Origin of the sequence: Acinetobacter sp. YH12094, assembly GCF_013419295.1 — a bacterium.
Lineage (GTDB): Bacteria > Pseudomonadota > Gammaproteobacteria > Pseudomonadales > Moraxellaceae > Acinetobacter > Acinetobacter amyesii.
The window spans coordinates 88,416-108,866 of the sequence record NZ_VPAK01000012.1; the positions used below are offsets into that span (position 1 = coordinate 88,416).

Here is a 20,451-nt window from a genome sequence, read left to right on the forward strand (position 1 = left end):
AAACAGCTTTACGCTATGTCATTGCACAATGTGTCAATAAACTCATGGCTGTAACTTTCTTGTACGGAGTACAACGCACATGACACATCAAACACTCAATAAAAAAGCAGTCAGTCTTACTGCCTTGGTGTTTTGGAGCTTTGCTGTTGTGCTGATCAGCGCTATCAGTACTAATATTTTTTCCGAAACGTCTTTGAATGATAATTTGGCTATTGGCTTCATGGTGGTTGCCTTGATTGGTTTAGTCATCAGTGCAGCGAGCATCTTGATTCAAAGCGTCCTAGATATTTGTAATCCTTAATTTTCCGCCTTTATTTCACGATTTTAAGACTGCCCGAACTTTAGCCATCCTCGGTTTTGGCGTATATTGTCTGCTCTTTCACATCTACATGGACGCTGTGCAATGAGCAAACAATTTGCCGTGATTGGCAACCCGATTGAACAATCACGCTCACCTGAACTTCATCATGCCTTCGCTGAAAAAACAGGCCTCGACATTCAGTACAGCAAACGACTTGCGCCACTCGATGGTTTTCAGCACAGTGTCGAATCCTTCTTTGCCGAAGGTGGCATCGGTATGAATGTCACTGTTCCGTTTAAAGAACAAGCCTATGCACAATGTGCCGTCCTTACTGAACGTGCCAAAATTGCAGGTGCGGTCAATACACTATGGATGCAAGATGGCACACTCCATGGCGATAATACCGATGGACAAGGCCTAGTCGATGCCATCCGTGCCTTAGATTGGAATTTAGAACAGACCGATATATTGATCATTGGTGCAGGCGGTGCGACACGTGGCGTGATTTACCCACTGGTACAAGCTGGGGCCAAAAAAATCGTCATTGCCAATCGTACTTTAGCGCGTGCTGAACAATTGGTCGCTGACTTAAAAACTGCCGTACCGAATGCCGAACTTGCAGCCATTGCACTCACTGACTTAGCAGGTCAATTTGATCTGGTGATTAATGCCACATCGGCCAGCTTAACGGGTGATGCACTGATTTTGCCTGAAGCTTTACAATTCACGCACGCCTATGAAATGGCCTATGGCAAACCGTCGACGTTTTTGGATCAAGCCAAAGCACGCCATGTTCCGACCTCAGAAGGTTTTGGCATGTTGGTTGGTCAAGCGATTGAATCTTTTTCCATTTGGAATGGCATTAAACCTGATCTAAAAGACTTTCTATAATTCAAAATGATTTGCTCAATTCACTTTCTGAGCAGGCTAAACACCTAAAAAAAGAACCTCAATTGAGGTTCTTTTTTTGATCCAACTTAGTTCTTGTGTTTTTGAATGGCCTTATAGGTTTCATAATAAGCCGATTGGCTGAACAACTCTTCGTGTTCTGCTGTTAGGCCTTGTAATGACGCTTCTGATAATTTTCCTTTGATATCATCAGCAAAGGCTTGCGCATAGATTTTTGATGCTTTCACCAAATGTGCTTTTTCAGTTCCTTCCAGTTCATAACTGGCTAAAAAGTTTTGTTGATATAAATGTGCAAAAATCGCCTGATCAGTTTTATAGGTTTTTTGCAACTGCTTCCATTCAACCTGAGCTTTGTACTCGCCAATTCCTGACTGTACATAATGGTTGACCGAAGAACCTAAGTCATCAAAGTCTTGATAGCGATGCAAAGCATGCTTATCACGTAATTGATTTAAACGTTTCAGCGCATTGCCTGTTGGCTCTTTTAAGCCATCAACAAATCGATATGCATAAACTTCTGCAATTTCATTCAAATCATTGGCTGAGTAATAACGCACATACTGAGCGCGATAGTTAGCAAATGCCACGACAAATGCCGCTTGATAGGCTTTCACTTCAGATTGATGACGTTTATAACTTTGCAATGCCACAGTACTGAGATATTCAGGAAGTTCGATTTCTTCATTTGCAGCACGGACATCATCAACCGATGCAGTTTCTGCTTCAGCAAGCAGAGGATCATTTCCTGTGATCGGCGCAAGCAGGCCTTTCAACATATTTTCAAAGAGTGAATCTTTACTGACTTCCTCAATGGATTTTGCCTGTTTCATGGCTTGACGATCAATTTTAGTCGCATTGCCATAATTCAAAATTTGGTTGCTACTTTTCAGCTTTAATTGACCTAAATGTGGCTCATTAAAGGCCAATTGATAGTCCATTACTTGGACGCGGCCTTTGTGATCTAAGCCTACATCCATCACCACATTCGAAGATGATTTATCCTGTGCATTCAGCACCTGCGCAATTTCAGTTTGATGCTTTTGCCATAATTGCTGGAATTGTTTTACATCGACAAGTTGTTCACTTTGATATTGCTGGAATACCGGCTTTAACTGTTCAACAGCGTCCGAAATCTCTGAATCTGTATTGGATGCGTCCGCAGCAGAGGCCGATGGTACAGAATCTTCTTGCAGCGGTATCACCCGAACATCTTGATAATCCTGACACAGTGTGACTTTACCAATCGGCACCTGTTTGGTGTTCATCAAGGCCTGACAGACTTCTTCAGATAAATTCGCTGTTTCATCATCTTCTTCGGAAACCGCATAAGCTTCGGTTACTTCAGTATCCGAACTATAGGTTTCTTCGTCATCAGCCGCGGTCGCCTCCGCATATGCACTTGCAGTATCGATCGCGTATTCAGCAGATTCAGCGGCAGAAGACGTTTGTTCTTCTTCAGTTTCGTGTTGGTGATACATCAGGCCATGCATTTTCGCATTGAGCAGCTCATTCACACGTTCAACAGATGCATAAGCCGCATCATAGTCTTCATCCTCAGCTGCTGCCGCTACTGCAGTCCCTCCCGCCGCTTCAGCCGCAGCCATCGCCTCTTCGGAAGCACTAAGATGCACAGCAGCATCCACAGATTCATCTTGCTCAGCGTCACTATTACGCTGACCTTTGATTTGCGTGGTGTAATAGTTGGCGTTCACAAAATCAAAAAGTTCAAGCTGGGTGTATAGCGCATCGAGATCACCCACATAGCGGATTTTTTTAGTCAGCCCTGCATTTTTTTCATCACGTGTTAAAGCAATATTTTGCACTTGATTCGGCTCTGCCAAGACATAAGGCAAAGCATTCATTTGTTTTAAATAGTCAGCAAATTTTTTCAAATCGTACTGAGCAATCGTGTCTTTATGTTTTGAAAAATCCACATAAGCCAAGCTGCTTTGGCTTTCACGATTTACCATAAACGGCATGAACGCAAAATAGTTGGTATAAAATTTATGTTGATTAAAATCAATGATCATCGGCAACTGTGCATTCACCTGCAAAGTCGGTTTTTGATAACTCAGTTGTAAGGTTAAGGCAGCAAGTTTTTCTCTAAAATGTACTGAACCGCTATAGCTAAACTGTAAATCATTCAACACATTCAGTAGTGATTGTGCAATTTTGGATTGCGGAGAAACGCCATCATCTTCATCGCTATAGCGCGCTGATGGTGGGATCGATTCATTGGCAATCGCTTGATAGAGCTGTTTCTTTTCTTTTTGGCTAAATGGAATATTTTGGGTTTTAATCAACTGATCCAGTTGTTTTTTAAGTTTAGGATCCAGCTCTGGCTGTGTGCTTATCGCAGGTTTTGACTTGGTTTCAGGCTTTTTTTCATCGAACTGAATATCTGTCTGAATTGAAAATTGCCCTTTCATGTCATAACTGGCATTTTCAAACATTGCGTTTAAGCCTTGAGTGGCTTGTTGCCCGAGAGACTGATCCGTTGAATTGGTTTTTATGACATGTTGAGCACACCCAGTAATACTCAAACCCAGTAAACAAAGTGTTATATATTTTAATCGCATAATTGTACGAAAGACCTAAGTTCTTTATGATTTATTAAAAGAAAAAAATGATCAAAAGATCAACATCAAGTCTATCAGAAGTTTACATTTCACATGTTGGTTAAATATTACAATTCGCCTTTCTGACATTTTTTAAGGGCGTATTCATCAATGTTTTTTGGATAAAATTATGAATAATCAAATCATCAATACAGATAATCCAAAAAAATTTAGATATTAGGATTAAGACTATGCCTGCATATAAAGCGCCTTTACACGATATTCGTTTCTTAATGAATGAAGTACTCGATTACCCAGCACATTACAAAACTTTGTCTAATGGTGAAGCTGCTGATGCAGACACTGTCGACATGATTTTAGAAGGTGCAGCGGATTTTTGTGAAAACATCCTTTCGCCTTTAAACCAAACGGGTGATGAAGAAGGCTGTCATTTTGAAAATGGCGATGTAAAAACACCAAAAGGTTTTAAAGAAGCCTATGACCAATTTGTACAGGGTGGCTGGCAAGGTCTGTCTTTCCCTGAAGAATTTGGCGGTCAAAACTTGCCACAGTCGTTGAATCTCATCAAATCTGAAATGATGGGTACAGCGAACTGGTCATTCCAAATGTATCCAGGTCTCAGCGTAGGTTGTATCAACACCATTCTTCAATTTGGTTCAGAAGAACAGAAAAACCAATATTTACCGAACCTTGTTGCTGGAACTTGGTCAGGCACCATGTGCTTAACTGAACCTCAATGCGGTACCGACTTAGGTCAGGTAAAAACCAAAGCGGAACCTCAAGCTGATGGTAGCTATGCAATTTCTGGTACAAAAATCTTCATCTCTGCGGGTGAGCATGATTTAACAGAGAACATCGTACATATCGTTCTTGCACGTCTTCCAGATGCACCTGCAGGTACAAAAGGCATTTCATTATTCATCGTTCCAAAATTCCTTGTGAATGCAGATGGTACTGTGGGCGAACGCAATCCAGTAACGTGTGGTTCGATTGAACACAAAATGGGGATCCGTGCTTCAGCAACAGCTGTGCTGAATTTTGACAATGCGATTGGTTACTTGATCGGTGAAAAACACAAAGGCCTACATGCAATGTTCACCTTCATGAACACTGCACGTATTGGTACAGCAATTCAAGGTATTGCACATGCTGAATTGGCATTCCAAGGCGCACTTCCATACGCGAAAGAACGTATGTCTATGCGCGCACTTTCAGGTAAAAAAGATCCTGAAAAAGTAGCCGATGCGATTATTCACCATGCAGACGTACGTCGTATGCTTTTAACTCAAAAAGCGATCGCTGAAGGCGGCCGTTCAATGATTTACTATGCAGCTCAAATTGCGGACAAAATGACTGATGCTTTAACCCGCGGTGATACAGCAGCATTTGAAGCACATGATGACCACTTAGGCTTCTACACACCGATTCTCAAAGGTTTCTTAACCGAAATGGGTTATGAAGCTGCAAACCATGGTATGCAAGTATACGGTGGTCATGGTTATATTAAAGAATGGGGCATGGAACAAATCGTTCGTGACTCACGTATCTCTACTCTCTACGAAGGCACAACCGGTGTTCAAGCACTAGACTTGATTGGTCGTAAAGTTCTGCTGACCTCTAAAGGTAAAGTGATTCGTGACTACACAGCTGAAATCTTGAAGTTCTGTGGTCAACATGCACGTAACAAATACATGCGTCGTTTTGCGTGGGACTTAACGAAGCTTTGCGCACAATGGAATGCATTAACGGTTCGTATCATGCTTGCAGCACGTAAAGACCGTGACATCGTATCTTCTGCATCTGTAGATTTCTTGATGTTCTCTGGCTACGTGATGATGGCTTACTTCTGGGCACAACAAGCTGCCGTAGCTTCTGAAAAATTAGCAGAAGGCAATGGTGCAGAAGTTCCTGAGTTCTATAAAGCAAAAATCAAAGTGGCAGACTTCTACTTTGAACGTCTATTACCACGCTCACAAGGTCACGCTGAAGCAATGGTTAACCCATCGAAGACCATGACTTCTTTGGCTCCTGAACACTTTAGCTTTGACTACTAAGCTTTAAACCGAGTTAAATGACTCTATAAAAAGACCGCTTCGGCGGTCTTTTTATTGTCTTCTCTTTTAATTTTGATCTATAGGAATTACGAGTAGTATTCTTAATTTCTTCATGAGGTAATAACAATGTATAAAGATGAACTTTATATGGAGAAATATTGTTGTATTTTTCAACAAAAATAAAACACCTTATCGCCAAAACATAATTTTATTTAATAAATATTAAATACTTAAAGTAAATTTAACTCCATAATTTTAGCTTTACATTTGTATCTCATACAACTTCATATCTTCTCCATAGCCTCCCCCTATGATGACTTCAATGATTCATAGAGAGCGTAACCATGAAAAAATTGATGTCTTCATTGATGGTTGGTCTGATTGCAACAACTGCGACAATGTCTGCAATGGCAGCGCCCGCATTCGATCATAAAAATCCACCACCTGCTCCATACTTTGATAAAAAACCTGTACCGCCTAAAGCAATACATCACAAATCTGCTGGGCCGCAAATGGTGAAAAAAGAGCATCAACACGCTCATGCAAAATTTGCCAAACAAAATCATAAGGCAGTAGCTTTTAAATGCAATCAACACAAACCTGTTCCGCAGCATAAGTTACCGCCTATGCCACCGAAACATCGTTAAGCTAAATTAAAAAAAGACCGCTCATGCGGTCTTTTTTAATATTTACTTTGCTTTATCAGCAATAAATTCTTTGATCTCTATGGGTTTATCTTTTACCAACTCAACAGTGCCTTCATTCACACCATTAAAGTTCTTAAAGTGAATTGAAACACCTTGGTCGTTGGCAAGTCGTACACCACTTCCTGAAACTCCTCGTTTCAATTCATACACACGATCAGAATTATCAGTCAATTGTGCGGTTTCAAAATTATCTTTGGTTTTTAACTCAAGGCTAAGATCTTGTGGCCCTGTAAAGTGAATCACTTGCTCATCTTGAGATACTGCAACATCGTTTGTTTGTGCAGTTGCGGTCGTTGCCTCTGTTGCAACATTTTGTTCTGATGGTGCTTTTTTATCGGTGCAACCCACCAAAGCTATAGTTAATAACGTCGCAGTTAAAATATATTTCATTTTCTGAAGTTCCTTTATGCCATGTAAATTCAATTATCAACTGAATAATTTCATACACATTCTGCAAATTACATTCGGAATATGAAAAATTACTTGTCGCTCAAATTTTAAAACAAGTTTGACATAGCTTTCATTACAGGAATTCTTCCAATACTGAATTTAAAAAGATATGTCCCTGCTCGGTACAAGACAAAAGTGTTGGATCACTGACCATCAATTTACGTTCACGTAATGAGTTCAATAACTCGGCAATCGGCTCTAAACTTTCCCCTGTACGCTCGCTATATAGCTTGGCTTCCACCCCATGATTTAAACGAAGTGCATTCATCATAAATTCAAAAGGCATGTCGGCTGCTTCGATGCGCTTAAACTGAAGATGTTCAGCAGGTACTTTGGCTAAATAGTCTTTCGGCAATCGGGTTTTTTGGAAACGATACACCCCGTCTGGCATGGTCACTTTGCCATGTGCGCCTGCGCCAATCGCCAAATAATCGCCAAACTGCCAATAATTTAAATTATGTGCCGACGGCTTTTCTTTACGCCATGCAGATACTTCATAATTGATAAAGCCTTGCGCTGTTAAATAGGCTTCGCCCTGTTCTTGAATATCTTCAAGCACATCATCGACAGGTAAAATCGGTTTTGTGCGGAAGAAAACCGTATTGGGTTCAATGGTCAACTGATACCACGACACATGCGTTGCGCCATTTTCCACAGCCAATTTCAAATCCAAAAGCGCTTGCTCAATGGTTTGTTCAGGCAGGCCATGCATCAAGTCGACATTTACCCGTTCAAAACCCGCCTCTTTTGCATGCTGAATGGCAGAAATCGCATCATCATTCGAGTGAATCCGCCCCAGCTTTTTCAGCTGGTCGGTATTAAAACTTTGCACACCGATAGATAGACGATTAATCCCTGCATCTAAATAACCAGCAAAAGGATCGTGCTCAACCGTGCCCGGATTGGCTTCCAAGGTAATTTCACAGCCCTTTTCAAATGGCACCAATGCTTTGAGCTGAGTAAATAACCATTGATAACCTTGGGCAGAAATCAAAGATGGTGTACCGCCACCAATAAATACACTATGAATCAGGCGGCCCTGAGCAAAATCGACTTGGGTTTTAAAGTCTTCAACCAACGCCTGTAAATATTCTTGTTCTAAGTCCAGAGACAATTCACCATTCGGCACCGCATGCGAATTAAAGTCACAGTATGGACATTTGCGCACACACCACGGCATGTGAATGTATAAAGATAACGGAACAACTGCAGGATTTAATTCAGCCAAGGAAAATGCTCAAAAGGAACAAAAGAAGTAAGCGCATTTTAACATGACTGCATCAGAGCGCTTATGAAAACTCATCCACAATACAGTAGACTAATAAAATTAAAGAAGAATTAGATGATTAGAAGATGAAAATAAGCAGCCATTTATTGTACTTACTGCCGCTCGCGATGGGTGTTGGTATCGCTATGACCATTCAAACAGCGATCAACAGCCAATTGCGTGAATATTTATATTCACCGCTGCAAGCTGCCCTTTTTTCTTTTTTGGTTGGTACAATAGTCCTCGCCTTTATGGTGTTTTTTCAATCGGCCGAAAAACCGGACTTTGCAAGTTTTGCTCAAATCCCTTGGTATTTATGGCTGGGGGGATGTTTGGGTGTTTATGCCATCAGTATCAGTATTTATACCGCACCGAAACTGGGTTTTTTATCCCTCTCCGGTCTGATTATTTTTGGACAGATCTTAATGTCGATGGTATTTGACCATTTTGGCTTGCTCGGCACTGAAAAAACCCCGATTAACTGGCAACGCTTATTGGGTGGCGTGGTGATTTTTATTGGTGTGCTTCTCACTTTCCAACGCTAAGACCTCATTCCTAAGCACCTCACAAGAAATGAGTACATTCTGTGTCTACTGTCACGGCTGTAACAAGCAGCAAGTATGAATTAAAACAACTGTTTCATTTAATGATCCCGATATTGATCACGCAGTTTGCGCAAGCGGGATTTGGTCTCATTGATACCATCATGGCTGGACACATGTCCGCCAATGACCTTGCAGCCATTGCGGTCGGGGTCGGTTTATGGATACCGGTCATGCTGCTGTTCAGCGGCATTATGATTGCAACCACCCCATTAGTGGCAGAAGCCAATGGTGCTCGCACGCCTGAAAAAATTGCCACCATCGCCCGTCAGTCTTTGTGGGTCGCATTATTTTTAGGGATCATTGCCGCATTAGTCTTACAAGCTATGCCGCTGCTTTTACCGTTATTGGGTGTCCCTGAAGTATTACTTCCGAAGGCGAGCTTATTCTTACACGCCATTAGTTTAGGTATGCCTGCTGTCACCATGTACGCAGCTTTACGTGGTTACTCAGAAGCATTGGGGCATCCACGTCCAGTCACTGTGCTGAGTCTGCTGGCCTTATTGGTGTTAATTCCACTGAACTTTATTTTTATGTATGGTTTAGGCCCAGTCCCTGAACTGGGTTCAGCAGGATGTGGTTTTGCCACCGCGATTTTGCAATGGTTAATGTTCTTTGCTTTGGCGATGTACGTTTTCAAAGGATCGGCCTATCAAAAAACCCAACCTTTCGCTGCTTTTGAAAAAATGAACAGTGAATGGATCAAACGTATTTTAAAACTCGGCTTTCCTATTGGCTTAGCCATTTTCTTTGAAGTCAGTATTTTTAGTACAGCCGCTATTGTGTTGAGTCCCTTGGGCGAAGTCACCATTGCAGCGCATCAAGTCGCCATTTCGATTACCTCGCAATTGTTTATGATTCCAATGTCACTAGCGATTGCGCTGACCATTCGGGTCGGTACCTATTATGGGGAAAAAAACTGGCTGGCTATGCGAAAAGTCCAGAAAGTCGGTATGTTGACAGGGACGGTATTTGCCCTGATTACCATGTTGCTGCTTTGGCTTTTACGTAATGAAATTGTGTCACTCTATACCAATGACTATGATGTGACTCAGCTTGCGGTGTACTTGGTGTTGTTCGCGATTGCCTATCAGTTGATGGATGCATGGCAAGTGAGTGCCGCAGGATGTTTACGCGGCATGCAAGACACTAAAGGGCCGATGTGGATCACTATGATCGCGTATTGGATCATTGCCTTCCCTGTCGGGATCTATCTTGCACGCTTCACTACGACTGGTGCTGCAGGCGTTTGGATTGGCCTGATTGTAGGTCTGACTGTCGCATGTACACTGCTACTTACGCGTTTATTTATGATGAATAAACGTTTAGCACATGCGGGATAAGCCCTAAAAAATCATCTAAAAAGTTACTTAACTGATGTTACGCACATAAAAGTAATTTTGCATTTTTAAAATGATTTTTAATTTTATTCGACGGAGTCTTACATCTTAGGGATTGAATAACGGGATTAGCCTTCGGCTGGAGGTACTTTTGTTTCGGCAAAAGTACCCAAAACCATTGTCATCCGCAAAACTCGTTCACCAGCGTGTAATTATTCAAAGTCACGCAAAAACATTTTTGATTAGAAGTAGTCCTGTCTCAAACACTTGCGGATGACGTTACCGCGTATCGTTCTTTTATTTGAATCAAATGGCGCTTCTGATGTTACTACGTAACATCAGTTACTTAAAAAAGACGGCTACGCTATGCAGAAGATTAATGCAAATTAACACCCTGCATAGCAATGCCATAAATAAAAAAGCACGAAGAAGAGGAAAATAAACATGTCCCATGTATTTCGCTCGATCAGTCTCTGTCTGAGCTTAGGCTTTTCCATGTCACTACAAGCTGAACAAACGATCAACCGACATGAATTTCCTTTATATCACGCACCCATCAAAGTCCAATCACAACCCGAATTTGATTACATCAATCAAGCACTTTGGACAGCCTTTCGCTTTTATCATGAACAACAGGCGGACTCATATACCACACGTTTAAAATTAAGTTGTCAGCAGACTGGTATGGCATACACCTATCAGGACTTCATCAAGGCCAATCAAAAGTTTGCCTCTGCGGATGATCAGGATTTTATCGTGACGCAAAACCTTATCACCTTGAATGAAAATTTACACCATAATCAATGCAGCAAATATCTCAGTCCACATTTAGAACTGGAAAAAACTGAATCGAGCGAAGCAGCAAAAACCAACTAATTAAGCGCCTCGATGGCATTTTTTAAACTTTGTGGCACTTGGCTGTCGTCCTCTACGTCTTTCACGATCGCCTGCCCGACAATCACCTCTGTCCCATTAAAACTCATGGTTGGTGAGCCATACAATTCATAGCCTTCATTTAAAGCTTTGGTCACACGGGCACAGAAATTGACATCATCTTTACCGGTTAAATAGCGATACACTTTCATCGTTCAGTTCTCTTCTAGCGACGCGATATTTTAAACCATTCAGCACGTGGCTTAAATTTGCCTGAATTATTTTCAGTATTTACATTTTTGCCCATCATTTTATCAATGCAAATAAAGTCTTAACAATTTAAAGTAGGCAGTTTGTGTTTTGTCGCCTATGATCGGTATTAGATAATAAATGATGATCTTGAGGAACATCACATGGCAAAAACGGCTAGCACACCGGGTCGTCGCTTTATGAAACTTGCCAGTATGACGGCAAGCATTGCTACTAAAACCGTTTCCAATTCCATCCGCAATATCACTGCCGATGAAGAACAGAAAAATGCATCTCGCAGTAAACTTTTTCAGGACATCGGTCTGCAAATTGCAGACACTTTGGGTGAAATGAAAGGTGCGGTGATGAAAGTCGGACAAATTGCCTCGCAGTACAAAGACATTTTTCCACCTGAAGTCGCAAAGGCCATCAGTAAATTACAACGCCAAGCGCCAGCCATGCCTTTTGCTGAAATTAAGGCTCAAGTAGAACAAGAACTCGGCAAACCCCTCGCACAGATTTTTAAAAGTTTTGAAGAACAACCTTTTGCCGCTGCATCCATTGGGCAGGTGCATAAAGCCGTGTTACCTAATGGTCAGCAGGTGGTGGTGAAAGTGCAATATCCTGGTGTCGAAGAAGCCTGTGAAAGTGATTTAAAACAAGTTCGGCTTGCCCTTCGTCTGATGGGCGTATTGAAAATTGATCGGAAGTTACAAAACAAGCTATTTCGTGAAATTCAGGACAGTTTGGACAACGAACTGAACTATGAAATTGAAGCGCAAAACTTAGATGTGGCCCGTGCGTTTCATAGTGCGCTGGATGACAAAATCATCATTCCACAGGTCTATAAAGATTATTCTTCACGTCATATTTTGACTCTAAGTCTAGAGCTTGGCGACAGTATAGAAACTGCCAGCACATGGTCACAAGAAACACGAAATGCCTTGGGAAGGCGCTTATTCCGTGCCATTGGCCGTGAAATTTTCTTCCTTAAACGTTTCCACTGTGACCCGCATCCAGGCAACTTCGCCTTTCGTGAAGATGGTTCAGTCATCGTATATGACTACGGCGGTGTGAAAACCCTGTCTCCTGAAATCGTGTCGCACTTTAAGCAATTGATTAATGCTGCACGCAAGCACGATATTCCACTGATGGAACAGCAACTCGATGCCCTACATTCCCTCAATGAACTCGGTAAATTCCCTGTGGACTTGTATGAGCAATGGCTTGAAGTACTGATGCGTCCGCTGACCACACAATACGACTTTGCTGAAAATTCAGCGCACCATGACGGGGTAGAATTAATTAAGCCATCTCTTAAATACTGGGATGTGTTTAAACCGTCGCCAGACACCCTGATGGTGAACCGGACTGTTTCAGGGCATTATTGGAATTTGATTCATTTGAAAGTGAATGACAATCTCAATGATCTTTTTGATGAGTTGGTCCCACCTAGCGCTTAAGGGAGCGTAAAGCGCTGATGATTGCCCGATGAATTTCGGGCAATATTTGCATTTTTAATTGTTATGTTATAACATTTCTTTAATCAATAAATTTAAGGAACAGAAGAATGCGTGCCAACATCCATCCCGAATACCGTGAAGTGCTCTTTCATGACACCAATGCCAATGCCTTTTTTGTGATTGGCAGTACCTTAAGCACCAATCAAACCAAAGAGTTTGAAGGCAAGACCTATCCATATGTGACGCTCGATATCTCAAGCGCATCACATCCTTTTTATACAGGTGAACAACGTCAAGTAAATAATGAAGGACGTATTGCGAACTTTAATAAACGCTTTGCACGTTTCAAACGCTCACAATAAGTTCAGTCTCGATTAAGTTTTTGCTTTTAAAATTAAAGCATTGAAGAAGTTCAAGGTTCCCCTCCTCCAGCCTGAGCTTCTTTTTTTTATGTCTGAAATTTTGTGGATTTCAAGCGTTGTTTTAAACATCTATTTTTAAAATCGACTGAAATAAGTAATATCCCAGTCCCAATACGATGACGCCAATCACCACACTGGAAATAGCATAACTGAATGCTAGCCCACTTTGCCCTTGTCTAAGCAGTTGAAAGGTTTCTAAGCCGAAACTGGAAAAGGTGGTAAAGCCACCTAAGATCCCAACCATAAGCAATAAGCGTGCTTCATTTTGTAGAACGGGATATTTTTGGCTAAATGCAAAGAACACACCTGCACAAAAGCAACCTAAAATATTCACCCACCATGTTGCCCATGGAAAGAGCACGGTTGGCTTAGCCAATAACAGTCCTGCTGCATAGCGAAGTGTTGCTCCAATTGCGCCGCCACATGCGACCAAAAGCCAGTTCATAGTTGTCCTACTTCAACATCATTGGTATCTACAATTTAGGCAACAGACTGCCTAAGGTCGCCCTTCAATATACACGCATTTAATTTACGCAAATAGTGTTAAATGTTTGGGCCAAAGCTTGCTATAGTCTGCAACACTTTGCGGTATTTTTTATTGAAAGAGGACATTATGGCTCAGGAATTATTAGATCAACTTCAAGCAGGGACTGCGAAATTTTCAGATGTGATTGCATTTATTGAAGCGCGTTATAACCACACACCAACTGCTTTTACCAATGGCAAACAAGCCAATGCAGCGACTGAAAACCAAGGCAGTGCCAAAGTATTTTCTTTTGCCCAATTGAATGGTCTAAACCAAGCTGAAACCTTAAGTCTTTTTGCTGAACATTATGCTGCTGTTTTGGCGACACCAGACGCAACTGACCACCAAAACATTCGCCAATTTATGCAAAATGGTTGGGAAGGTATTCAATTTGACGGTCAAGCGCTCAGCGCGAAATAATGCTTAGATGGACGTTCTAAATCAGTTCGTCTGCAATAAAAAAGCCAGTACAAATACTGGCTTTTTTTATCGTTCATCATCAGTTCAAATCAGGACACTCGTACTCTACAAGTCCATTCAGCCATCGCGGTTTTTTCCCAAGCTCGTGCATGCTTCAAATGTAGTAATTCTTCACCTGCAGTCGTTGCGGTAAAACGATAAGTTTTTTGACCGCCTGCACCAAGCACTGGTGTCGCATCTGCAGCAGCTTGTTGTTGAGCTGACTGAAACACTTCTTCAACTTTAAAAAGTTTCGGTTGCTCAGCCAAAGACCATACATATCCGGTACTTGGATTTTCGTTTAACAACACTTCCAAAGTCTGTCCACGATCCATCTCAAGCAAGGTCGGACAACTTTGCTGTTCAGTAAATACATGGGTTTTCCCATCTACAGTTGAACTCATACTGTTACATCCACCAAGCGCCAAACCACTCGCCATCATTAGACTCAAAATAAGCTTTTTCTTGATCGTCATTTTCATCATCAAATTATTTTACCTTGCATCTAATGCACACCGATTTCAATACGATCTCGATGTAATCGAAGTTTAGCCTTTGACTTTTTCAATCCACTGAATCGAACTGACACGAAAAACTTCACAAGCCCCATCACCCGTATCTGTTGGGGTCAAAGATGAAGTCCAAACCAAATCTTTGTCTTTCACCTCAACCAAATCCCCTTTTAAACGCACAAGATCGCCACGTTTTACTTGAGTAATTTGTTTAGCAATTTGCGGGTTTGCAGGAATGATGTGCATATTCGACACCATCATCATGGCTTGCTTTTGCGGTACAGGAACACGATCCATTTTCCAATTTAAGAAACGGTCATATTGATTGACTGAAATCGTACGAGCTATTTCTGGCTCTGCAAATAAACCCCAACTGACCGCATAATCGATCGGAGAAAATTTTGCTTGTTCATCTGTTTGATAGGTTTTTGAACCTAAAATTCGGAAATCACCTTTAAATTCTTTCAAGGTGGAAATTGACTGGCCTTTGGCAGCAGGTGCTAAGCCTTTGGCAATATTATAATCTGAAGACGCTTGGACACCGACATTCAATAAAAAGCCTGCAAGCACAGTACTTAATGCAATTCGCTTGATCATCGCGTTATCCTCTTACCCTGTAATACTTCACATTACTCAATTTTAATTCTGCAATTGAGCCGACTTCATCTATTCATAATGCCCCAACCTGAACATGAGCTTAAAATCGCGTAGGTTGAGCCTGATGAATGTCGTTTTCACTAGTTGTAACTCTATATTACGCACACAGTCTGCATAAACCTTATGAACTTGGTAACAAAATGCTGTTATTCAGTCAATTGGCCCATATCCACGCCCTACCACATGATTTAAAATTAAAAAGACATGAATTACACTTTAAAAAAAGCCAACAAAAATCCTCGCTATGATTTATAAATTTTATCAACAACACATTTTTCCGCATCTTTTAAATCAAGTCATGCAGGTGCCAAGCCTGATGGATAAACGACGCGAACTCCTGTTAGCCGTGTCTGGTGAGGTACTCGAAATTGGCTTTGGTACAGGTTTGAATTTAGCCTTTTATCAAAATGTCGATACGGTTTTTGCCCTTGAGCCCAATCCCGATATTTTTCATTTAGCTGCTGAACGTGTACATGCAGCACCTTTTGAGGTACAGCATATTTTAGCCGGTGCTGAAAAATTACCCTTTGCAGATGAAAGTCTAGATCATGTCGTGAGTACATGGACCTTATGCAGCATTGCTGATATTGAAACTGCGCTTGAAGAAATCTACCGCGTCCTGAAACCAACAGGGACATTTCATTTGGTTGAGCATGTACAACACAATGAAAATCGGAAAATTAAGCAGTTACAACACCTACTGACGCCTATTCAAAAGAAAGTCGCGGATGGCTGTCATTTGGATCGTAATATGCAAAAGTTGCTTGAAGATGCCCAGTTTGAATGTTTTGAAACGCAGTATTTTGATGCTGAAGGCATTCCAAAAATTGGACAGCGCATGTTGCTCGCCCGCGCACAGAAGTTGAGTTAAAGCGTCCAAGGCCATGTTTAAGCACAATCAAATCTAGTTAAAAGTACCTAGTCTTTGATTAGTCGAATGGCATTAATTTTTAGGATATGACAGGGCTTTTTATTCAACACATTATAAGTGCTATACGACTTACCTGTTTTGATGGAATGTACATCCACCCATGCACCCAAAATCTCCACACGATCCCCTGATTTCAAACGCCGAATACGATTTGCGACGTCTTCGGATTGAGCAATCACACTGACATTTTGCAATTCAGACTTGAGCTTTTCAATTTGTGTCGAGGGCACGTCTTTCGCTTGCACGCTAAAACAGCGGTTCTGCTGAGACCACTCAAGATGATATTTTAAAGACTGGAAATCATTTGAGCCTGAACTCAGTAGCAGATCAATATTGCTGACATACGCCAAGTCTTGAAAGCCACCCACCACGGTCGGTGCGGCCGGATGTAATGTACGACTACTCGCACTGTAGTAGCGTTTATCCAACAGCAAATATTCACCGGAAAATGCCTGAGTCGCTGTGACCTGAAAATTTTTCAGCACACCAGTCTGCTCTAAATGTGGAATGGCACGAAAATATTCAGACCATATCCACAGCATGAGCGCAAAAACGGCTGCAGTCGCTAAGAGTTTTTCCATGTGAATATTCTGTCCTTATTGCTTTTCGACGGTTCTGAGGCTGAGTCACGCGAGCTTAAATATGCTCAAAATCAATTCGGATGGTTTCAAAACGTACTCGCCCTTCGGCAATGGCTTGAGCAATCGCTTGTTGCCCTTTGGTCAAACGTGCGCCACCACTTTTAATATCAATCAGCACCACTTCGATGTCTTCAGCGAGTCCATCACCATCACGAAAGTCGGTATAGCCATCAAAAACCACATAATCGATCGGGTCACCGAGAAACTTTGCATCGCTAGGTAAATACTGAAATTCAGGCATGATCGGCGCCATTTGTTCGGCCATTTTGCCTTTTAAAACAGCACGACTGGTATTTACACTGCGTTTTTGTGCATGGGCCAAGGCCTGCTGATGTTCCAATTCTAGTTCTGCAATATATTGCTCGTATTCTGCCTTAATCCTTCCATTGCGACTGCCACTTAAAATTAAGGTGGTCAGTACAATCCCAATACACGCGCCAATGAGCATGGCCATCCAGACAGACATTTAAAATTCCTAATCTTTTTAATATATTACAGCGAAACGTATAGAAAAAACTTAGACTTTGGTTCTTTGTCATATTCCCCGCATTAAACAATGATATGCTAGGGATGAGCAGAATAAAATCTATTTAGGTCGATGAAAACGATATTAATTGCCAATCAAAAAGGTGGTTGTGGCAAAACCATCACAGCAATCAGTTTAGCCTCTGCACTTGCGCAAAAAGGTTATAAAGTGGCCTTGGCAGATGCTGACAATCAAAAGTCTGCACGTCAATGGCTCAAACAGCGCCCAGAGACTGCCGCCCCAATTCAGAGCCTAGATTGGCGTCATGAAAAGTCGATTGGTGATGTGCCAAAAGGGATTGAATATCTGATTATCGATGCACCGGGTGCGTTATCGGGTGAACATGCAGATCAGTTGGTCAGTGAAGCTCACGCCATCGTTACCCCGCTACAACCATCTTTCTTCGACATCGACTCGACCCGTCGTTTTTTAAAGCATTTGCAAGAAATTAAACGGATTCGTAAAGGTAAAGTCCAAATCCTATTGTTGGCCAATCGTGTCAAACCCAATTCTGCTCATTCCAAAGAAATTCAAGATTTTTTCAATAAAGTTGAACAACAGCCCGTTGCTTGGATTTCTGAACGTACCGCTTATGGTCAACTTGCCATGCAAGGTCTTTCAGTTTTTGACAAAACGCAAAAATTGTACCTCGGTATGCAACAACAATGGCAACCTGTGCTCAATGCCATTATTGAAGACGAAGCCGAGTGGTTTTAACCCATCATTCCACATTTTGTTGATATAAAGGCCAATCTTGCAAGGATCTAGCCTGAAAGATATTCACCATAAGTTAACAAGCTCTCGTTTTCGGGAGCTTTTTTTTCGGTTAAGATTGAACACAACATGATGAAAAAATCAGAGCACGCATTGCCAACGTTCGCACCTACATTACAAAAAGTCTTATTGTTCGGATTATTTTTTATCCTGATTTTTTTGAGCTTTAGCGTACTCAAATACTTTATTGTGCCCGTCGTTTGGGCTGCGATTATTGCTTATATGACATGGCCGCTGTATCAATCAGTACATCGTTTTTGTGGCAATCGTGCAAATCTAAGTGCGGCGCTGATGATCTTACTGGTGGTACTCGTGGTGGGTCTGCCGGTGATTTTTGCAATCTTCTTGTTACAACATGAAGGCCGTAACTTGTATTTTGAATTACAAAAGCAAGTTTTCTCTGGTCATGTCAATGTGCCTGATTTTATTCGCCAACTGCCGTTTATTGGTAAAGAAGTCAGTCGTACCCTGCATGAACTGAACAATGACCCGAACAGTATTATTCAATCGGTACAAATTTGGATTCAGGGGCATTTGAACTACGGTAAAGTTCTGGTCGGCGAAGTCAGTAAAAATATCTTTAAGCTGTGTTTTGCCGTGATGTCTTTATTTTTCTTCTATCGTGATGGTCAAACCATTTTAAGTCAGGTCAGTAAAGCCCTCGAAATGGTGATCGGGCCACGTATTCATCATTATCTTGCCACTATTTCGGATACTACACGTGCCGTAGTGTATGGCATCGGTCTTACCGCCATTGCCCAAGCTTTACTTGCCGGTGTTAGCTATTTTGTCGCCGATGTGCCTAACCCAATGTTATTAACCATCATTACCTTCATGTTGGCACTGATTCCTTTTGGCCCACCGATTTCATATACCGCTGTATCCTTGTGGTTATTTTCACAAGGTCAAACCATTGAAGCCATTGGCGTCATGGCTTGGGGTGTTTGTATCGTGAGTACGGCCGATAACGTGATTCGTCCTTTAGTAATTTCAGGGGCAACGCAGATTCCATTCTTATTAATCATGTTTGGTGTTTTGGGTGGGATCGCCAGTTTCGGTCTTGTCGGTTTATTTATCGGTCCAGTGATCTTGGCGGTACTCTTGGCGATTTGGCGTGAATGGTTGCATGAAACCCAAATTGAACCCGTCATGATGCCCAAAGCAACATTGGCACATAACTTAGACAATATGGATGATAAGCCTGAACAACCTTAATTCAGGCTTGAATTCATTAAACAAATATTACAATCAAATACTTAAATTATCTGTCATCCTGTATCCGCATCTGTTTCAATGGTTGAGACTCCATAAAAACAGACAGGATGCCAAACATGTCTTCACTATTTAAATTCGGCGCGCTTGCTGCGGTCAGTGCCCTGATGTTTACAGGCTGTGCGAGTACCTCGACTTCAACAGGTCTGAATGCAAAAACCGTGACGGTCAATGCCGTGACTGCTCAAGGTATTGGTCAAAGCATCGGTCAAATTAACATGGTTGATAGCCCTGCTGGCTTGGTTATTCATACCAATTTAACCCAGCTTCCTCCGGGTCCACACGGTTTCCATATTCATGAAAAAGGTTCTTGTGCCCCAGCTGAAAAAGATGGAAAAGCGGGTGCTGCTCTTGCTGCAGGTGGTCACTTTAACCCTAAATCTGCACCTCACCACGGTACGCCGCTAACCGGTCACATGGGTGACTTACCGATCCTTCAAGTTCAAACCGATGGCACAGCAAAAGTGAATTTAATTGCACCACGCTTGAAATTGGCGGATGTACAAGGCTTAGCCATCATGGTCCATGCCGGTGGTGATAATTACTCTGACGACCCTAAACCTCTAGGCGGTGGCGGTGACCGTATTGCCTGTGGTGTGATTCAATAATCAACTTTGCATATAGATTTGAACAAGCGGACTTTAAGTCCGCTTTTCTATTGATTGACATCCTCACCCCCTTAAAAGAGGGTGATTCCTACAGCTAGACGCTTATGCCCAAGCGCAAGAATGTTTAGAGCTGAGTTTATATCTCGATCATGAGCTGTACCACAGCTCATGCACTCCCATTCTCTTATTCCAAGATCTGTCCTACCTTTTGGACTACTTGAGGTGATCTCACCGCAGCACGAACAGATTTGGGTCGTATAGGCTTCTTGGACTTCTTCAAACAATACGCCTGCGTTCTCGCATTTATACTTGAGCATTGTTTTTAGTGC

General features: G+C 41.8%; 24 protein-coding genes. 14 read left to right on the forward strand and 10 right to left on the reverse strand.

Features of this window, described 5'->3' with window-relative positions:
- The first annotated feature begins 79 nt into the window (after positions 1-79).
- Both FTU34_RS10885 and aroE read left to right on the forward strand, forming a co-directional pair.
- On the forward strand, positions 80-301 hold the full coding sequence (locus FTU34_RS10885; RefSeq protein ID WP_078189308.1) for a hypothetical protein: 222 nt from the start codon (positions 80-82) through the stop codon (positions 299-301).
- A gap of 102 nt (positions 302-403) precedes the next feature.
- Positions 404-1,192 (forward strand): shikimate dehydrogenase, encoded by a 789-nt coding sequence (aroE, locus tag FTU34_RS10890; RefSeq protein ID WP_168379097.1) that lies wholly within the window; start codon positions 404-406, stop codon positions 1,190-1,192.
- An 86-nt stretch (positions 1,193-1,278) separates the two neighbouring features.
- Here aroE and FTU34_RS10895 read toward each other — a convergent pair whose 3' ends face one another.
- Positions 1,279-3,789, reverse strand: a complete 2,511-nt coding sequence (locus FTU34_RS10895; protein WP_180035646.1) for a hypothetical protein — start codon at positions 3,787-3,789, stop codon at positions 1,279-1,281.
- Positions 3,790-4,019: 230 nt separating this feature from the next.
- Here FTU34_RS10895 and FTU34_RS10900 point away from each other — a divergent pair, with 230 nt between their 5' ends.
- A complete protein-coding gene (locus FTU34_RS10900; protein ID WP_180003419.1) occupies positions 4,020-5,843 on the forward strand; it encodes an acyl-CoA dehydrogenase C-terminal domain-containing protein in 1,824 nt (607 codons plus the stop codon).
- 344 nt (positions 5,844-6,187) lie between these two features.
- Positions 6,188-6,490, forward strand: a complete 303-nt coding sequence (locus FTU34_RS10905) for a hypothetical protein (protein ID WP_180003417.1) — start codon at positions 6,188-6,190, stop codon at positions 6,488-6,490.
- 42 nt (positions 6,491-6,532) lie between these two features.
- Here FTU34_RS10905 and FTU34_RS10910 read toward each other — a convergent pair whose 3' ends face one another.
- Together FTU34_RS10910 and hemW are read right to left on the reverse strand one after the other, a co-directional pair.
- Positions 6,533-6,940: a hypothetical protein gene (locus FTU34_RS10910; RefSeq protein ID WP_180009514.1), complete on the reverse strand. Its 408-nt coding sequence runs from the start codon at positions 6,938-6,940 to the stop codon at positions 6,533-6,535.
- A 133-nt stretch (positions 6,941-7,073) separates the two neighbouring features.
- Entirely contained in the window at positions 7,074-8,228 is a 1,155-nt protein-coding gene (hemW, locus tag FTU34_RS10915; protein WP_180003413.1) for a radical SAM family heme chaperone HemW, read from the reverse strand.
- Between the two features lie 125 nt (positions 8,229-8,353).
- Between hemW and FTU34_RS10920 the strand changes: the two genes are divergently transcribed.
- The 3 genes from FTU34_RS10920 (at position 8,354) to FTU34_RS10930 (ending at position 11,085) form a co-directional block, all read left to right on the forward strand.
- On the forward strand, positions 8,354-8,812 hold the full coding sequence (locus FTU34_RS10920) for a DMT family transporter (RefSeq protein ID WP_180003411.1): 459 nt from the start codon (positions 8,354-8,356) through the stop codon (positions 8,810-8,812).
- A gap of 41 nt (positions 8,813-8,853) precedes the next feature.
- Positions 8,854-10,212 carry an MATE family efflux transporter gene (locus FTU34_RS10925; protein WP_373686368.1) on the forward strand — a complete coding sequence of 453 codons (1,359 nt, stop codon included), beginning with the start codon at positions 8,854-8,856 and terminating at the stop codon, positions 10,210-10,212.
- Positions 10,213-10,653: 441 nt separating this feature from the next.
- Complete coding sequence (locus FTU34_RS10930) at positions 10,654-11,085, forward strand: hypothetical protein (protein WP_180035645.1); 432 nt, start codon at positions 10,654-10,656, stop codon at positions 11,083-11,085.
- Here FTU34_RS10930 and FTU34_RS10935 read toward each other — a convergent pair.
- Positions 11,082-11,294, reverse strand: a complete 213-nt coding sequence (locus FTU34_RS10935) for a DUF1737 domain-containing protein (RefSeq protein ID WP_180010499.1) — start codon at positions 11,292-11,294, stop codon at positions 11,082-11,084. The genes FTU34_RS10930 and FTU34_RS10935 overlap by 4 nt on opposite strands.
- A gap of 201 nt (positions 11,295-11,495) precedes the next feature.
- Here FTU34_RS10935 and FTU34_RS10940 point away from each other — a divergent pair, with 201 nt between their 5' ends.
- On the forward strand, positions 11,496-12,794 hold the full coding sequence (locus tag FTU34_RS10940; protein WP_180035644.1) for an AarF/ABC1/UbiB kinase family protein: 1,299 nt from the start codon (positions 11,496-11,498) through the stop codon (positions 12,792-12,794).
- Between the two features lie 107 nt (positions 12,795-12,901).
- Positions 12,902-13,156, forward strand: a complete 255-nt coding sequence (locus tag FTU34_RS10945; RefSeq protein WP_078189321.1) for a type B 50S ribosomal protein L31 — start codon at positions 12,902-12,904, stop codon at positions 13,154-13,156.
- A gap of 121 nt (positions 13,157-13,277) precedes the next feature.
- On the opposite strand, the gene crcB is transcribed toward FTU34_RS10945, so the two are convergent.
- The gene (crcB, locus tag FTU34_RS10950) at positions 13,278-13,661 is read right to left on the reverse strand and encodes a fluoride efflux transporter CrcB (RefSeq protein ID WP_078189322.1); all 384 of its coding nucleotides are present in this window, start codon (positions 13,659-13,661) and stop codon (positions 13,278-13,280) included.
- 168 nt (positions 13,662-13,829) lie between these two features.
- Here crcB and FTU34_RS10955 point away from each other — a divergent pair, with 168 nt between their 5' ends.
- Positions 13,830-14,162 (forward strand): HopJ type III effector protein, encoded by a 333-nt coding sequence (locus FTU34_RS10955; protein WP_078192490.1) that lies wholly within the window; start codon positions 13,830-13,832, stop codon positions 14,160-14,162.
- A gap of 89 nt (positions 14,163-14,251) precedes the next feature.
- Here FTU34_RS10955 and FTU34_RS10960 read toward each other — a convergent pair whose 3' ends face one another.
- Both FTU34_RS10960 and FTU34_RS10965 read right to left on the reverse strand, forming a co-directional pair.
- Positions 14,252-14,686 (reverse strand): protease inhibitor I42 family protein, encoded by a 435-nt coding sequence (locus tag FTU34_RS10960; protein ID WP_257226275.1) that lies wholly within the window; start codon positions 14,684-14,686, stop codon positions 14,252-14,254.
- Positions 14,687-14,749: 63 nt separating this feature from the next.
- Positions 14,750-15,310, reverse strand: a complete 561-nt coding sequence (locus FTU34_RS10965; RefSeq protein WP_078189325.1) for a hypothetical protein — start codon at positions 15,308-15,310, stop codon at positions 14,750-14,752.
- Between the two features lie 304 nt (positions 15,311-15,614).
- On the opposite strand from FTU34_RS10965, the gene FTU34_RS10970 reads away from it, so the two are divergent.
- Entirely contained in the window at positions 15,615-16,241 is a 627-nt protein-coding gene (locus FTU34_RS10970) for a class I SAM-dependent methyltransferase (RefSeq protein WP_180035643.1), read from the forward strand.
- 47 nt (positions 16,242-16,288) lie between these two features.
- On the opposite strand, the gene FTU34_RS10975 is transcribed toward FTU34_RS10970, so the two are convergent.
- Positions 16,289-16,882 carry a hypothetical protein gene (locus tag FTU34_RS10975; RefSeq protein WP_180035642.1) on the reverse strand — a complete coding sequence of 198 codons (594 nt, stop codon included), beginning with the start codon at positions 16,880-16,882 and terminating at the stop codon, positions 16,289-16,291.
- 55 nt (positions 16,883-16,937) lie between these two features.
- Positions 16,938-17,408 (reverse strand): Holliday junction resolvase-like protein, encoded by a 471-nt coding sequence (locus FTU34_RS10980; RefSeq protein ID WP_078192492.1) that lies wholly within the window; start codon positions 17,406-17,408, stop codon positions 16,938-16,940.
- A 132-nt stretch (positions 17,409-17,540) separates the two neighbouring features.
- Between FTU34_RS10980 and FTU34_RS10985 the strand changes: the two genes are divergently transcribed.
- The 3 genes from FTU34_RS10985 to sodC all read left to right on the forward strand — a co-directional run bounded on the left by FTU34_RS10985 (position 17,541) and on the right by sodC (position 20,122).
- On the forward strand, positions 17,541-18,185 hold the full coding sequence (locus FTU34_RS10985; RefSeq protein WP_180035641.1) for a ParA family protein: 645 nt from the start codon (positions 17,541-17,543) through the stop codon (positions 18,183-18,185).
- A 150-nt stretch (positions 18,186-18,335) separates the two neighbouring features.
- Positions 18,336-19,457, forward strand: coding sequence for an AI-2E family transporter (locus FTU34_RS10990; RefSeq protein WP_180003496.1), 1,122 nt, complete (start codon positions 18,336-18,338; stop codon positions 19,455-19,457).
- 116 nt (positions 19,458-19,573) lie between these two features.
- Positions 19,574-20,122, forward strand: coding sequence for a superoxide dismutase family protein (sodC, locus tag FTU34_RS10995; RefSeq protein WP_180010495.1), 549 nt, complete (start codon positions 19,574-19,576; stop codon positions 20,120-20,122).
- A 71-nt stretch (positions 20,123-20,193) separates the two neighbouring features.
- Here sodC and FTU34_RS11000 read toward each other — a convergent pair.
- A partial coding sequence (locus FTU34_RS11000; protein WP_180021479.1) for a zinc ribbon domain-containing protein occupies positions 20,194-20,451 on the reverse strand: 258 nt, incomplete at its 5' end.